Origin of the sequence: Maricaulis sp. MIT060901 (assembly GCF_047123815.1) — a bacterium.
Lineage (GTDB): Bacteria > Pseudomonadota > Alphaproteobacteria > Caulobacterales > Maricaulaceae > Maricaulis.
Genome location: NZ_CP138920.1, coordinates 482,436 through 497,998 on the forward strand (window position 1 = coordinate 482,436; position 15,563 = coordinate 497,998).

Below are 15,563 nucleotides of genomic sequence, written 5' to 3' on the forward strand. Positions count from 1 at the left end.
TTTGCCTTGGGCGCCAACAGCTCTAGAAGGACTGCACTTGGGCGATCAATCGAGGAAATTCATGTCTGTCCGTACACTCAAGACGGCCCTGATTCTGGGTCTGAGCAGCATGCTTGCCGCCTGTGCGAGCGTGGAAACGCCAGTGGCGGAAGCACCGGGAGAAGATCCCATTGTCCTGATGATCGGCCTGGACGGGCTGCGTTACGACGCCATCGACCGTTTCGAGGCGCCAAACCTGCGGGCCCTGGCAGCCCGCGGCACTCGCCCGCAGAGCATGTATCCGGTCATGCCGTCCAAGACCTTCGTGAATTTCTACTCCATCGCCACCGGGCTTTATCCGGAAAACCACGGTATGCTGGCCAATGCGCCCTATGACCGCGAAGCCGACACCATGTTCTCCAATCGCAATGGCGATGCCCAGAACCCGTTCTGGTGGGCTGGCGAGCCGATCTGGCAGACGGCGGAAAACCAGGGCCTGCGGGCGCATGTGATGTTCTGGCTGGGTTCCGAGGTCGAGGGCCAGCGTCCGACGGTCTGGCACCCGTATGAACACGAGAAACCCTATGAGGACCGTGTCGAGGAAGTGCTCGCCTGGTTCGACGCGCCCGCTGACGGCCAGCCGGATTTCGCCGCGGTCTATTTCGACCATGTCGACAGCATCATCCACCGCTCCGGCCCCTTCACCGAGGAAGAAGGCCAAGCGGTTGCGCGTGTGGACGGGCTGGTCGGCGATCTGGTCGCCGGACTGGAAGCCCGCGGCCTGATGGAACGCACGACGATCATCGTGCTCTCTGACCACGGCATGGCTCCGACCTCGACCGAACGTGTTGTCATGCTCGACGCGCTGGCCGATCTGGACGGTCTCTACATGCCGGACTTCCTGGGCCGTTTTGGCGCCGGGCTGGAACCCTATGTCTATGCCTGGGGCGAGGACGAGGTTGTCGAGCGGGCCTATCACGCGCTGAACGGCGCCCATGACAACATCTCGGTCTATCGGCCCGAGGACATGCCGGATCACTATCATATCGACCACCCGACACGTGCGCCGGACCTGTTGATCGTCGGCGATCCCGGCTGGCATCTCAGCCTCTCCAGCGCCAATCTGGAAAACCCCTACCTCGCGGGTCTGCGCGGCAATCACGGCTTTGACAATTATTCCGAGGAAATGGGCGCAACCTTCATCGGCGCCGGCCCGATCTTCCCGCCCGGCACGCGTCCGGACAGCTTCGAGAACGTCAATGTCTATGGCCTGATCGCCTGCGCCCTGGGAATCGAACCTGCCGAGACAAATGGCGATCCGGCAGAGGTGGAGCGCATTTCCGGCGGACGCTGTCCGGCAGAGTAAGCCGGCGCGCTAGAAAATCGGCTTGGTGATCATCAGGGCAAAGATCCCGATCAGCGCCGTGAAAGCCGGCCAGCCGAGCCAGAACCAGTAGCGCATCAGTTTGTGAGTGGCGTCAGGAATGGCGCCGCCCTCGCCCGCCTCGGCGAGCTGGTTGCGCACGCGCAGCTGGATCCACACGACCGGCAGCCAGCAGATCCCGATCAGGACATAAAGCGCATAACTGGCCAGCAGCCAGGGCTCGAACAGGCTGTATCCCGCGCTCATCGCCAGCAATACGCCGGAGATGGGCTGGACGATGACGGCGGTTGTGGTGAAAAGGAAATCGGCCGTGACGGTGAAGCGCGCGGCGAAATAGAACTCGTTGAGCTTGCCCGAACGCCAGCCGGTCAGCATGAAATAGGCGATCACCGCCCCGCCCCCGAACAGGACGCCGGAAGAAAGGATGTGGACTAGGCGCAGGAGCGGATAGAGCTCGTTCATCTTTCATCCTCGGTCGCCGCGATCATCAGCGCCATGCCAATCAGCGGCACGGATTTGAGCGCCGGCCCCAGCGCGCCGGACCACAGGCCGGGCAGGCTTATCGTGATGGCGGTCAGATAGGCGATCGTCATCGCCGCCATGAGCTAGGCTGCCGTGCGCACATGGCGTTTGAGCAGCATGGCTGCGCCGACAATCATGTCAAAGATGGAACCACCCCACAGCACGAGCTGCTGCATCTCCGGCGAGAACCCGCCGCGTCCCAGGATGAACAGGGCTTCTGATCGCGCGATGGTGAGCGAGAGAATGCCCGTGACCAGCCAGAAGGCAGCGAGCAGGACACGCGCCAGCGGTCGGGCAAAACCCAACCGGGCGAACCAGCGATCCTGCGCTCCTGCGCTCCCGCGGGAGAGGCGTTGAGGAAATCCGTGAAGCCCCGCGGTTTGGCGCCGGTCGCTTCCAGCCAGGGCTGCGGATCGCCTTCGACGTCGAAATCAAGCTGTTTGAGCGAATTGGTGCGCATGGCCGTCTTGATACCCAGCCAGCCCAGCATGTCGCCGAACAGGAAGGCCGGACGCGCCATCCAACGCGGCACTTTCACCAGGCGTGTCTCGCCAAAGCCCAGCCAGCGACGATAAGCGACCAGGATATCGGCCAGGTTGATCCGCTCCGGTCCGGACAGGTCCCAGCGCACACCGGCGGGCGAACCCGGGCGGCAGCACTGTTCCACCGCATCAACAACATCATCCACCGCGATCGGTCGGAAGACCTGCTCCCCGCCCACGATCGGTGTGATCCAGGGCAGGCCGGCCAGGGCGCGGATGAGGCTGGTGCCCCCATAACTGTTGCGGCCAACGACCAGGGAGGGCCGCAAAACGACGCTGTCCAGAGCGTCCCCTTGTCCGGCATCGAGCACGAGCTGTTCGCCCGCCTCCTTGTCTGCTGCATAGGTCGAACCGGAGGCCGACACGGCACCCACGGCCGAGATATGGACGAAACGGGCGACGCCTGTTTTCTGACAGGCCTCAATCAATTCGGTGAGCCCGTCGACATGCACGGCGCGGGAGTTTTCATTCAGCCCGTTCTGGAGCACGCCGACACAATTGATCACCGCATTCACACCCTCGAGCCGGCCTGTCCAGTCGGCCGTCTTGTCGGTGGTGAAGTCACACGGGATCCAGTCCAGCGCGGGCAAGCGTGTCCGGGCCGACCGCCAGGAGCGTGCCGCGGCGATCACCTCATGACCGCGCGCCTGGAGGGCTGTTGCGATGTGGGAGCCGATAAAGCCCGCTGCGCCGGCGACGAGAAGTTTCATTCAAAAGCTCCGCCGCCGGATCATGATCAGGGTTGAGCGTTCGCCTGGGCTCTCGCGCTCTGAACAATCAGCAGATTTCCCTCGATATTGCGGCGCACGGTATCCTGCAACGAGGACCAGGTTGCCTCGACCTTCAGCCATTCATTGCCCGCCATCGGGGAATTGTTCACCGCCGCATAATAGGCGGCCTGCCCGAAGGAACAGGCCCACCAGGGTGAAGCCTGGCTGGAAAAGGCTTCGCCGGAATTGAGCAGACGTTCCAGTGCCGGCTCGGCCAGGTCGAGCCTTTCCGACAACAGGGTCACAATGCCCTCACCGGCATATTGCGAGGCCATGTCGACCACTTCCATCGACGTGCTGTCGACACAGCGCATGGCGTCATAAACAGACCGGGCACGCCCGAGGAAATAAGCCTCCAGCGCCCGCTCCGGATTGCTTGCAGCCTCGCGGCGGGCCACCTCAAACAGGAAAACCGGCGGATTCAGATCGCGACGCTCCCAGAGTTGCTGGGAGATGGCCTCGGCTTGCGCTTCATCTGCACTGCGCACGGCCGACAGGGTCGCCAGGACATCGCCCCATGCCGCATCACCGACTACAAACTCACCTCTCACCCCTTCATGTTCGATCACATAGATCGACGGGGTACGCAGATTGGGGTCTTCCTGGGCCAGGGCCGGTCCGGCGAGGCCCAGGATGGAAAAGCCAGTGGTCAGAAAGGCAGTGGTCAGAAATGCACGCATGTCATGCTCCGATTTAGCCATCTGCCAGGAAGCTTGCGGCACAAGACGGCGAATTCATGTCCTAGAACGGGATTTCATCATCCAGATCTGCGTTCCGGAAGTCCTCTTTCGGGCCATCCATGGCCGCGGGAGCACTTCTGGACGGTGCCGATTCAAAACTGCTGCCACCTTCATTGCGGCCGTCGAGCATTTGCAGCTCGCCGCGGAATTTCTGCAGCACGACCTCGGTGGAGTATTTTTCCTGACCGTTCTGGTCGGTCCATTTGCGGGTCTGCAACTGGCCTTCGACATAGACCTTGGAGCCCTTGCGCAGATAGTTCTCGCAGACCTTCACCAGGTTCTCGTTGAAGATGACCACACGGTGCCATTCCGTCTTCTCGCGCTTCTCGCCGGTCTGGCGGTCACGCCAGCTCTCGGACGTCGCTATGGACAGATTGCAGACCGCATCGCCGGAATTCATGCGACGGACTTCCGGGTCACGGCCCAGATTACCTACCAGAATTACCTTGTTCACACCCGCCATCGCCCTGGTCTCCATTCTCGGCCAGCTTCTCGCCCGCCATTTGTTCACATTCTGTTCCGCGCGTCAAACACGCGATTCTTGCAGCGGAGTGTGGACGGCGAAAAGACGGGATGTCCAGAGCGCAGCGCTGTGCTTCCACAGGCGTGTACAGGTGGTCGTACCCTTCAAACCTTTGTCGCTTCAGCGCGGAGGTCAGCTGCTCGCTGCGCTCGCCCCCAAGGCCAAGCGTGCGGACTATCGCCTCCAAAATCCAATTGGCTCAGAACTGCAGCCAAGCGCAGATCAATTTCCACCTTGACCACAGCCTGACCAATTCCGAAATTCGGTCCAGGATACTCGGCGGTCGACCTCGCTCTGTTCTCCCAATTACTCTCCGCCCGAACCAAAATCGCTTCACGACCCTCAGTTGGTTTTTCGCGCTCAAGTAATTCAAAGTACGACCGATACGTGCGCGCGATTTCTCCGCGCCCCTCGAGAAGCGATTTTGCCTTTTCCGTAGCAGCTGCGGGGACGGGCTTTCCCAATATATTTGCGATCAAAACACCATCAACAACATCCCATGGATAGACGGTCGCGAACGTTGGAAATATTTGAGGAATCAGCTCTGCTCTGCCCGCCGCGATCAAGAGGAGATGAAGTGAATTGATGGATTCTCCCTCCACAATTCTTCCGCCCGGAAGCTGGGATAGTTCGAGTGCAACCTCCTGCAGGCGAAGCAGGGCGTGCAGCGCATCCTCATACTCACCTTGCACCCTCCAGTTTGTCACGACGAGCTGCACCCACGCACCTATCTCGGACTCCAACATCCGAACCTGGTGAACAACATTCCCGCGCTCGCACGCCTGCGCTCGAGCAATGGCGGTTTGTTCTGCATCCGCTCGAAAATCCCGCAGGCTCCGCTCACGGTACGTTTCCTCGTCGCACTCAACTGGTTTGACAGTCTTCTTTTTGCCCCAGTTGAACATCTCAGGCTCCGTTATGTTCGAGGTGGCTGGTAGGCGCACCAACAGTCCGCGACAAGACAGACACTCACACAATTGTGTTCTTGTCTAGCGACACCCAGAAACGCAGCTCGGGCCTGGATCGGCCGCTCGATCCGCGAGCTCGACCATCCTCCCCCTCGGGGAGGTGGATCCGCCGTATCCTTGGCGAAGGCGGAGACGGAGGGGCCGGAGGGCGAAGCCCGTAGGTCAGCTCGCTCCGCTCGCCCCCCTTCGCCTCCGCTTTGCTCCGGCACTTCCCCGGAGGGGAAGATAATCGGAACACCACTGGATACCAGGGGCTCGCATCTCTGTCCCTCGCCCGGGCGTGCCATTCTCGTCGTCAAGAATGTTCGCTGAGCCATCAAGCGAACCGCGTGTCCCCATTAATCAGTCGACAGCTAATTGCCCCAGGGAATCGTTATCTCACCGGCGTTCGGATGCTTTGAAGCGCCCTCCAGGTCCTTGGCCCAATTGAACAGGATCCCTTCTCTCCAAAGGGCGCGGCGCAATCCGTCTCGATCTGCTTCGCGAGTGTCCCACACCCACATGTCCCGGCTCATCTGCCGCAAGTGACCGCGGTGTTCCCCTGCACTGATCCAGGTTTCCAGCGACATTCCTTCAATTGGCCGTTTCAGGTGTTGTCGGTTCAGATAGTTTTGGAGATAGACGCTTCGCATCTGACCGTGTTTCCAAACCGCCTCCCTCCGCGCGTGGTTCCAAAATGATATATTGAGATGTTCGGAGTCACTGTCCTCACTGCTTCCATCCCAATTGCCTTGCACCCTGCCTAAAGCATACGTAACGACTCCAGCAGATCTGGCTCTCTCATATTCGAACCCATAGCCTGCCGGCACACTCCCCACCAACAATTCGACAAGGTCCGCCATGGCGCTTTCGTTTTGACGCCACAGCGCGCTCTCAGCAACAAGATTGGCGACACCGTTCTCCAGCGAAACCATGAGGTACATCCGGAAATCGAAAACGGGATGACGGCCCTCCCTCGTCAAACCGACAAGCTGAAAGCTACCGACACCTTCATCGAGGCTCGCGATCTTTCCCTTTGACCGGGTAAAAGAGACCAATTTCCCGGAGAATCCCGGGGCCGCAAGCGCGCATTTATCGATTTGCACACCAGCTTGTTCGAATAGCTCAATCGCCTTTTTGAGCCATGAAATTGTATCAGTCACGCCTTCGTTCAGTCCGTAGATAACGAAGCCGGTGCAACTCTCATCCATACCGTTCTCTCGGGTGCAAAACCGGAACACAGCGCCTGTTCCAACGCACAAGCAGGGACACACACTCTTCAGCCGCTGTCCAGCCGGTTTCCCCACCAGGCACCAGCCAACTGACCTCCCGAAACCCACTACCAGGTCGGCCGCTCGATCCGCGAGCTCGACCATCCTCCCCCTCGGGGAGGTGGATCCGCCGTAGCCTTGGCGAAGGCGGAGACGGAGGGGCCGGAGGGCGCAGCCCGGAGGAATAGCTCGCTATCGCTCCCCCCCTTCGCCTCCGCTTCGCTCCGGCACTTCTAGGGAGGAGAAGATAGGGGAAGCGGGCGCACACACCCGCGCAATGATGCGTCACGGCTGAGACGAATGGTTGCCGCGGTGTTCCTGCTGCCTACGTTGTGTCGGGAGGAGGCAGACCCGGCGCTGGACGCGCGCGCTTCTGTTCTCTAAATGTTCACAGACGTTTTCGACTCATTTGGGCAGGGTTTCCCGACATGGCGCTAGACAGGATCCGCGTGCAGGGCGCACGCGAGCACAATCTCAAAAACGTCTCGGTGGATCTGCCGCGCGACAGCCTGATCGTGTTCACGGGCCTGTCCGGCTCGGGCAAGTCCTCGCTCGCCTTCGACACCATCTATGCCGAGGGTCAGCGGCGGTATGTCGAGAGTCTGTCCGCCTATGCGCGCCAGTTCCTGGAGCTGATGGCCAAGCCGGACATGGACTCCATCGAGGGCCTCTCCCCGGCGATCTCGATCGAACAGAAGACGACCTCGAAAAACCCGCGCTCCACGGTGGGTACGGTGACCGAGATCTATGACTATATGCGCCTGTTGTTTGCGCGTGTGGGCACGCCCTACTCGCCAGCGACCGGACTGCCGATCGAGAGCCAGACCGTTAGCCAGATGGTCGACCGGCTGATGGAGCTGGGTGATGGCGCGCGGCTCTACCTGCTGGCCCCGGTCGTCCGCGGTCGCAAGGGCGAATACCGCAAGGAATTTGCCGAATGGCTGAAGACCGGCTTCCAGCGGGTCAAGGTGGATGGCGAGTTCTACACGCTGGAAGACGCGCCCGAGCTCGACAAGAAGTTCAAGCACGATATCGACGTCGTCGTGGACCGCGTGGTCATCAAGGAGGGGCTGGAAAGCCGCCTTGCCGACAGCCTGGAAACCGCCCTGCGCCTGACCGATGGCATCGCCGTCGCCGAGTTTGCCGATCGCAAGGACGAAAAAGGCAATCCGGAACGCATCATCTTTTCCGAGCGGTTTGCCTGCCCGGTCTCCGGGTTCACCATTCCGGAAATCGAGCCGCGCCTGTTCTCGTTCAACAACCCGTTTGGCGCCTGTCCGACTTGTGACGGCCTCGGCCAGTCGCTGAAATTCGACCAGGACCTGGTTGTTCCCGATCGCGACAAATCCCTCAATGACGGCGCCATCGCGCCGTGGAGCCGGGCCACCTCCAAGCTCTACATGCAGACCCTGCAGGCCCTCGCCCAGCATGCCGGCGGCGACATGTTCACGCCCTGGCGCGACCTGCCGGAAAGTTTCCGCAAGCTGGTCCTCTTCGGCACCAAGGAGGATGTCACCTTCATCTATGAGGACGGGCTGCGTAAGTTCGAGACCAAAAAACCCTTCGAAGGCGTCATTCCCAATCTGGAGCGCCGCTGGCGCGAGACCGACAGCAGCTGGGTGCGCGAAGACCTGGCGCGTTTCCAGTCCTCCCAGCCATGCGAGACCTGTGGCGGTCGGCGCCTCAAGCCGGAAGCCCTGGCGGTGAAGATTGACGGCAAGGACATCTCCCAGACGTCGGAAATGTCGATCCGCAATGCGCGCGACTGGTTCGGCGAGATCGAGGATACGCTCTCGCCGAAGAACCGGCAGATCGCCGAACGCATTCTCAAGGAAATCCGCGAGCGTTTGAAATTCCTGGTCGATGTGGGTCTGGATTATCTGACACTGGATCGCGCCTCGGGCACCCTCTCCGGCGGTGAAAGCCAGCGCATCCGTCTGGCCAGCCAGATCGGTTCGGGTCTGACCGGCGTGCTTTACGTGCTCGACGAGCCGTCCATCGGTCTGCACCAGCGCGACAATACCCGCCTGCTGGACAGTCTCCAGGGCCTGCGTGATCTGGGCAATACGGTCATCATCGTCGAGCATGACGAGGAAGCCATCCTGACGGCCGACTATGTCGTCGATCTCGGCCCCGCTGCCGGTGTGCATGGTGGTGAGGTCATCGCTGCGGGTACGCCGGCGGAAGTCCAGGCCAATCCGAACAGCCTGACGGGCCAGTATCTGTCCGGCGCACGCCAGATCGAGGTGCCGGCCAAACGCCGCACGATAGACAAGAAGAAACAGGTCAGCGTCGTCGGCGCGACGGGCAATAATCTCAAGGACGTGACGGCCGACTTCCCTCTGAAGGTCCTGACCTGTGTGACCGGTGTGTCCGGCGGCGGCAAGTCGACCCTGACCATCGAGACCTTCTACAAGGCGGCCGCGCGCCGTCTGGCCAAGGCCCAGCAGGTCCCCGCTCCGCACGACCGCATTGAAGGTCTGGATGCGCTGGACAAGGTCATCGACATTGACCAGAGCCCGATCGGCCGCACGCCGCGTTCCAACCCGGCGACCTATACCGGTGCGTTCACGCCGATCCGTGAGTGGTTTGCGCAATTGCCTGAAGCCAAGACGCGCGGTTACAAGCCCGGCCGTTTCTCCTTCAACGTCAAGGGCGGCCGCTGTGAGGCCTGCCAGGGTGATGGTGTGGTGAAGATCGAGATGCACTTTCTGCCGGACGTCTATGTCCCGTGCGATGTGTGTCACGGCAAGCGCTTCAACCGCGAGACGCTGGAGATCCAGTTCAAGGGCAAGTCGATCGCCGATGTGCTCGACATGACGGTCGAGGAAGCCGCCGACTTCTTCAAGGCGGTCCCGGCCGTGCGCGACAAGATGGAAACGCTCAAGCGTGTCGGTCTTGGCTATGTGAAGGTCGGCCAGCCTGCGACCCAGCTGTCGGGCGGTGAGGCCCAGCGCGTGAAACTCTCCAAGGAACTGTCCAAACGCGCGACGGGCAAGACGCTCTACATTCTCGACGAACCCACAACGGGCCTGCATTTCGAGGATGTGCGCAAACTGCTCGAAGTCCTGCACGAGCTGGTCGATGCCGGCAACACGGTCGTGGTGATCGAGCACAATCTCGATGTCATCAAGACAGCCGACTGGCTGATTGATTTGGGCCCCGAGGGCGGTGATGGCGGCGGCATGATCGTCGCGGCCGGCACGCCGGAGGATGTGGCCAAGGTCGAGGCGAGCTGGACCGGACGCTATCTGAAACCGTTGCTGGAACGGGATGCCGAGCGTGAATCGAAACGGGCCGGCTAGGACACGCTACCGCTCGCCTGTGCTTCTTCCGCCTTAGCCGCCACGGCCGCTGTTGGGCCCAACATGGCGATCAGGATGACGATATAGGCTGGTGCGGCGATATAGAGCCCATCACCGTAGGGATTGGCCATCAAGGCCAGCTGATCGTCAGAGAGCCCGGTGCCGCCCGCGCCCATCTCGAAACTCGCCATCATCATGTCGCCAACCAGGAAAAACTGGATGATGGTGCTCAAGACAAAGAGCACGAGATGCGCGCCCAACAGGGCCCAGCCCTGCCCCTTGCTGGCTTTCCAGCCGCCCAGTGTGAGGCGTTTTTCCTTGATACTCAGCGGATAGCTGACCGAGACGCGCCCCGTCACATAGATCAGCCCGACCAGGGCCGGAATGAAGAGTGAAGTGGTCCCGGTCACCGCCACGAACAGGTCGACAATCCCGCCCGCTCCATTGCTCACCCCCTCAATGAAGAGGTCGATGAAGAGGCCGATGATCAAACCGATCAGCCCCAGGATGAGCAGATAGCCTGCCGAGATCGCGAGAACGAGCAGGGTGACGCCGACAGTGACGCCGAGAACGCGCAGCTCATCCGCGCCGATCTGGAACGGCAGCCAGATCTTGGATTTCTCGCGCACGAGAAAGCGGTAAGCCCCACTATAGGCGATCATGGCGATCCCGATACCGGCCAGTATCGGGATGATGAGCGCAGACAGAAAAGGCATCCACTCGCCCTGCGACAGAGCGGCCGTTGCGTCCATATAGGACCGCATCCAGGCCAGCCCGCCCGGGCTCTGCACCCAAGTGTAGTAGGCGATCATCGCGGCACTCGCGATGACGATCAGAATGACGGCGTGGACCGGACGCCGGACCAGCGCGCGGAAGCCATGGGTCAGCATCTCCCAGAAAGGCACTGTCTCGTTCACAACTCACCCCCAGATATTTGCCGCGAGACTGTCATCAAACCGCTGCCAAGAGCAAGTTGAATCTCGGCTCCAAAACACCACTTTAAGTTAAACTTACACAGACTTGCGTGAATTCTATTCATCGCAATACTGGGCGCGAGAATCTGATTTCCGGGGGAATTCATGTTTGATTTTTTGGTAGGCGCCGGCTTGGCCCTGTTGGTCCAGCCGAGCGTGTCAGACGGCGCGATTATCAGCTGTCAGGCCTCCGCCGCGATCATCGATTCAACGGCCGAGGAGACGCTTTGCCATAGCGCGAAGCTGATCGATGGCGAGCTCAGATTCGATGGTCAAGGTTATGACGATTTCGAGCTCGGAACCGCGCCGCGCGTGACCGGCCTGCCAGGACAAGGTGGTGAAACCTTCTGGGCAATGTCCCATGCGGACCGCTACATCATCGGCAGCAGTTCGGACGGTTATTCACGTGCCGCCATGGTGCATTGGACGGAATGGGCCCGTGAAGGGACCCATTCGAATTATGACTGGCGCCGTGAGGAAATTTCCTGCGGCAGATACGGACCGCAGCATGTGTTTGGCTTCTCCCACAATGGCCGGTTCGCCGTCATTGGCTATTCCTCCGAGGGCCAGAACACGCTTTGCCGACTCGATTTCGAGACGATGACGCAATACCAGATCCAACTACGGCAAAGAGCGGAGCCCGTACGCCTCCAGGATATCCAGCTCACCGTGGCCTATGACGGCCTGATGGTGGCGACGACGCCGGATGGTGAAGAAATCCTGCGCGACCGCCCCGAGCCACCCGCGATTAATTGCGGTCGCTATGGCGAGGCCATCGGTCTTCTCGGCATCACCAGCCAGCTCTGCGGCATCAGCGTGGGCGAATATTATCTCAGGATGGATGGCCGCACCATCGCCCCCTCTCCCTATCACCCCGGGCTTGGTCTCAGGGAGCGGCCTGAAATATGGGTCGTGCGCCAGGGGGATTATGCGCTCGTCGGCGTGCGCACCGGCCGACGAATGTTTGATATCATGATGATGGTCAGCAAATCCGGTTCGCGCCGTTTAGCGCCTGTTTATTGCGGCCCGAACCCGGTCATCTCAGTCTCCGGCTTTGAAGAACGGGATAGTCGCTTCCTCGATATTGTCGGCCAAGGATGGGAGAATACGAGATTTTCCTGCCGTCTGGATTTCCAGGAATGGGTCCAGACTATTGAGGTCGACAATAGCGAAGAGGGCCATTGAGGCGCCCTTGCGCGGCTGCGCCTGGTAAGAGCAATCACAGCGCTCGACCGAGCGCGCTTCGAGCTCATCCAACTGGCGTAGCCAAGGCGTGGACATGTCATCGCTTCTGAGCGCCAGAACGGCCGCCAGGCTCTGCGCGGTCAGCCGTGAAGGCAGGCGCAGCTATGCCAGTAATGATGGAGACCGTGATCAGTCCCCTGCGAGGCAGTCAACAGAATCAACGCAGAAAGGACAGCCGACATGAAAGGTCTCCCGTTGAAATATGTCTAGGCATACGTCAGCAACACCGGATCCGATCACTGACCGCTCTGCTATTCTCCGGGGATATCCTGCGCCACTGCCGCCTCCACACCGAAATTCGCGGCGCGACCGAACAACAGCACAATCACACAGCCCGTCGCGAACACCGCCGCCGTGACCACGCTGGCTTCCGGACCGAAGGGGCCACCGGTGATCCACCAGGGCACGTCATTGGTGGACGCCAGGTCGACGATCAGAGGCTGTTCCACGATATGCCCGCCGGAGACTTCCAGCCCGAACCCGACGCCCAGCAACCAGTTCCATGAGGCATGGAACCCACACACGCCCCAGATCGAACCTTCCTTGAGCGCATAGAGCGCCAGGAACAGGCCCACGAGCACGATGTTTGTCACCCCCAGATAGAGCACATGGCCTGGCGGAATGTTGAACCCGTGCAACAGGCCGAACAGGACCGAGGTGATCAGAATGGCCCAGAAAGCACCGTGGCGCGATGAGATCACACTCATCAGCCAGCCTCGGAAGAGAATTTCCTCGGTCGAGCCCTGGATGATGAAACCCAGCAGGATTACGCCGATCGGGACAAGAGCTGCGACGGCCAGCGCCCCGCTGCCTTCGACCTCATATCCGCCCATATAGGCGATAATGCCAACCACGCCGGCCAGGAAACCAAGTCCGACCACATACCCGCGCAGGAAACGCCCGAGAAACTTGCCGTTCAGGCCTATCGCGCCAATCCCGCGACGTTCGAAGATGAAAACCCAGAGCAGGCAGACAAGGGTGACAAGTCCGAAACCGACGACGAGCTGATAGGCCATATTGCCCCAGCTATACTCAGCCATCAGCGCGTCCCAGCCGAAGAACGATGACAGCACGGCGGACAGCAGGAAACCACCGACCAGGAAAACGGCCAGCAGAACGATACCCGCAATCGTCCAGGTACGACGGTGTTTGGCACGCCTTGGCGCGAAGAGTTCCCGTCCAGCCATACTCACCCCACAACTCGAGACCGCGGGAGATTATCCGGGAATCCGCACCAGCGCCAGATGCCTATACAAAAAGCCCCGCGACCGGCGCGGGGCTTTCCTGGCTTGTTTGAAAGGCCTAGCCTTCGCTCGGACTGGCGCCCATCGGATGGTCCTTTCCCAGCACGGGGGCATCGCCCTCCTCGCCAGCGCCATCGGCCCGGTGACGAACCACATTATAGGCGGCCACCGAATGCCACATGCCCTCGAACATGATCTGCATGATGTAGAAGAGCGCGATACCGCCGACAAACAGGCTTGCCGTTACCGGTTGGAACACCGTTTCACGCAGCATGGTCATGACGTCCTCGAAGCTCGGATCGACATTTGTGTCGGCGAACTCCGACAGCGGTTCAGCAACAGCAAGCATGCCACCGATAAACGGAAGTGCCGCGCCCGCTGACAGGATCGAGGAGAGGATCATGATCAAGATGCCCACGACCGCATAGGTCAGCAGCATTGGGAAGAAGACACCATTGGTCGCTTCCCAGCTTTCGAAGAAGCGGAACTTGCGATCATGGATCGTCAGCGCCGGTGCGCAGGACAGTTTGATCGTGAGATAGAGCGCGCCAATCAGGACGCCCAGCAGGCCAATATACATAACCAGGCCAAACCCGACGGCGCCCACGACGTGGGCATCTCCTGAAAGGGCGACCAACCCGCCACCGGTCACACCCAGGGTGACGAGGATCGTGACGATGCCGAAATAGGCGGCCATCAGCACCACAATATACATGATGTTGACGCCCAGCAGGCGGAACTCGTCACCACCGAAGCGGAAGGGAACAACCGGCGCGACTTCACGGCGCACCAGAAAGCGCAGCCAGGCGCCCTGGAACATCAGGCTGGCAACAATGCCGACCAGACCGGCAAGAAATCCGCCGGAGTAGACGCCAAACAATGATTGCAGGATCGCAAAGGCGGCTTCGTCATCATCGATACGGCCTGACTCAACGTCCAGCACCAGCTCGATAAGTTCCGAGTAGAACGGCCAGATGAAATAGAAAACAGCCGCGATCGCCACCGCGCCGAAGATCAATTGCCACAGCGCGATCCACATCGCGCCCGCCGGGTTCTGCCCGAAGCGTTTGAAGAAGTAGAAGATACCGTCGCCGATATCGAAAGATTTGCCAGCCATGCTCAACCCCTGTCGCAAGCGTGCCCAATAGTGCCACCAGCGTGCCGCATCAGGGAAAAACCGCTAGGGGGATACGCCCGGAACGTGTCCCGTCAGGCGTTTTGGTCCTGGTTCTCGGTACGATTGCGATAGATGTAGGCGTAGAGGCCGGCGAACAGCGGCAGGTTCACCGCAGCAAACAATCCCAGCCAGCGCTCGTATTCCTGGATACGCAACACACCGGGATGCTCCGGCGCCTCGGCGGAGAGCAGCGGGGCGTCTTCCAGGATCCGAGTTTGCAGCAGCATGGACACCAGCTCGTAAAGGCCAATCTCCAGCAGGACTAGCGGAACCGCAGCCAGGATGAGTGCCAGTGCGATGCGCCAGGCCTGTCCATTCGACAGAGGCCAGACGCTCAAGACGAGAAGCTTGCCATTCGCAATTGTCGCCGGATACGCCAGCACCAGGCGTGCCGTCAGCCAGGCCATCATGAAACCGCCCAGCGCTCCCGTCACCACGACCACGCCCCAATCGGCAATTGTCATGTAGCCGGTCGCCTGCCCAAGATCGAAACCGGATGCCTCCGGATCAATTCCGGCCCGCTCCAGAGCCCCGGAGGCGATCAGGGAGAAAAAGACGGCCCAGAACATGAAGACCATGACAAAGACGAGGATCGTCAGGGCCAGCACGAGGACGGACACCAGAAACAGCCGCCATTCATCCTGGCCGACCTTGAGCCCGAACCGGCCGGAATAATCGCCTTTCACCGCCATGCGCAGCATTGATGCCGAGAGGGCCAGCGAAGCGATCAGTGTGAACACGGACAGCGCCAGCGAGAGCGACATCCAGGCGACACTCTCGGTCGCTGTCGCTTCCAGATTCGCCAGCAGGAACAACTGAGCCACATACAACAGCGTATACGGCGCTGCCGCGATCAGGGCGCGCTGCCAGTGGGAGATCAGGAAAGCATAGGCCGCTGCGACCGAGCGCAGGATGGGAACGGGCGTCGTAGTCATGTCAC

14 protein-coding genes and 1 pseudogene are annotated in these 15,563 nt (G+C 60.7%); 3 read left to right on the forward strand and 12 right to left on the reverse strand.

All coding sequences use genetic code 11. The annotated features are described in order from the left end of the window. Positions 1-61: 61 nt before the first annotated feature. Positions 62-1,345: an ectonucleotide pyrophosphatase/phosphodiesterase gene (locus tag SIC17_RS02425; protein ID WP_412546284.1), complete on the forward strand. Its 1,284-nt coding sequence runs from the start codon at positions 62-64 to the stop codon at positions 1,343-1,345. A 9-nt stretch (positions 1,346-1,354) separates the two neighbouring features. Here the strand turns inward: SIC17_RS02425 and SIC17_RS02430 are convergent, their stop codons facing one another. The 8 genes and pseudogenes from SIC17_RS02430 to SIC17_RS02465 all read right to left on the reverse strand — a co-directional run bounded on the left by SIC17_RS02430 (position 1,355) and on the right by SIC17_RS02465 (position 6,618). Further along, positions 1,355-1,825 carry a DUF2269 family protein gene (locus SIC17_RS02430; RefSeq protein ID WP_412546285.1) on the reverse strand — a complete coding sequence of 157 codons (471 nt, stop codon included), beginning with the start codon at positions 1,823-1,825 and terminating at the stop codon, positions 1,355-1,357. Next, positions 1,822-1,965: a hypothetical protein gene (locus SIC17_RS02435; protein WP_412546286.1), complete on the reverse strand. Its 144-nt coding sequence runs from the start codon at positions 1,963-1,965 to the stop codon at positions 1,822-1,824. The genes SIC17_RS02430 and SIC17_RS02435 overlap by 4 nt, the downstream gene beginning before the upstream one ends. Before the next feature lie 3 nt (positions 1,966-1,968). Beyond that, positions 1,969-2,190 carry a DoxX-like family protein gene (locus tag SIC17_RS02440; RefSeq protein WP_412546287.1) on the reverse strand — a complete coding sequence of 74 codons (222 nt, stop codon included), beginning with the start codon at positions 2,188-2,190 and terminating at the stop codon, positions 1,969-1,971. A gap of 419 nt (positions 2,191-2,609) precedes the next feature. Further along, a pseudogene (locus SIC17_RS02445) lies at positions 2,610-3,137 on the reverse strand (NAD-dependent epimerase/dehydratase family protein); the annotation flags it as partial. A gap of 26 nt (positions 3,138-3,163) precedes the next feature. Further along, positions 3,164-3,877 carry a hypothetical protein gene (locus tag SIC17_RS02450; RefSeq protein ID WP_412546288.1) on the reverse strand — a complete coding sequence of 238 codons (714 nt, stop codon included), beginning with the start codon at positions 3,875-3,877 and terminating at the stop codon, positions 3,164-3,166. A 61-nt stretch (positions 3,878-3,938) separates the two neighbouring features. Continuing rightward, complete coding sequence (gene ssb / locus SIC17_RS02455; protein ID WP_412546946.1) at positions 3,939-4,400, reverse strand: single-stranded DNA-binding protein; 462 nt, start codon at positions 4,398-4,400, stop codon at positions 3,939-3,941. A 164-nt stretch (positions 4,401-4,564) separates the two neighbouring features. After that, positions 4,565-5,365, reverse strand: a complete 801-nt coding sequence (locus SIC17_RS02460; RefSeq protein ID WP_412546289.1) for a hypothetical protein — start codon at positions 5,363-5,365, stop codon at positions 4,565-4,567. A gap of 416 nt (positions 5,366-5,781) precedes the next feature. After that, positions 5,782-6,618 (reverse strand): hypothetical protein, encoded by an 837-nt coding sequence (locus SIC17_RS02465; RefSeq protein ID WP_291893349.1) that lies wholly within the window; start codon positions 6,616-6,618, stop codon positions 5,782-5,784. A 488-nt stretch (positions 6,619-7,106) separates the two neighbouring features. Between SIC17_RS02465 and uvrA the strand changes: the two genes are divergently transcribed. Next, on the forward strand, positions 7,107-9,983 hold the full coding sequence (gene uvrA, locus SIC17_RS02470) for an excinuclease ABC subunit UvrA (protein ID WP_412546290.1): 2,877 nt from the start codon (positions 7,107-7,109) through the stop codon (positions 9,981-9,983). Here uvrA and SIC17_RS02475 read toward each other — a convergent pair. Beyond that, positions 9,980-10,900: a hypothetical protein gene (locus tag SIC17_RS02475; protein ID WP_412546291.1), complete on the reverse strand. Its 921-nt coding sequence runs from the start codon at positions 10,898-10,900 to the stop codon at positions 9,980-9,982. The two genes, uvrA and SIC17_RS02475, sit on opposite strands and share 4 nt — an antisense overlap. 213 nt (positions 10,901-11,113) lie before the next feature. On the opposite strand from SIC17_RS02475, the gene SIC17_RS02480 reads away from it, so the two are divergent. Next, entirely contained in the window at positions 11,114-12,142 is a 1,029-nt protein-coding gene (locus SIC17_RS02480; RefSeq protein ID WP_412546292.1) for a hypothetical protein, read from the forward strand. Positions 12,143-12,453: 311 nt separating this feature from the next. Here the strand turns inward: SIC17_RS02480 and SIC17_RS02485 are convergent, their stop codons facing one another. The 3 genes from SIC17_RS02485 to SIC17_RS02495 form a co-directional block, all read right to left on the reverse strand. Then, positions 12,454-13,389, reverse strand: a complete 936-nt coding sequence (locus tag SIC17_RS02485) for a CPBP family intramembrane glutamic endopeptidase (RefSeq protein WP_412546293.1) — start codon at positions 13,387-13,389, stop codon at positions 12,454-12,456. Positions 13,390-13,504: 115 nt separating this feature from the next. After that, the gene (locus SIC17_RS02490) at positions 13,505-14,563 is read right to left on the reverse strand and encodes a hypothetical protein (RefSeq protein ID WP_412546294.1); all 1,059 of its coding nucleotides are present in this window, start codon (positions 14,561-14,563) and stop codon (positions 13,505-13,507) included. A 92-nt stretch (positions 14,564-14,655) separates the two neighbouring features. After that, a complete protein-coding gene (locus tag SIC17_RS02495; RefSeq protein WP_412546295.1) occupies positions 14,656-15,558 on the reverse strand; it encodes a hypothetical protein in 903 nt (300 codons plus the stop codon). Between the last annotated feature and the right edge of the window lie 5 nt (positions 15,559-15,563).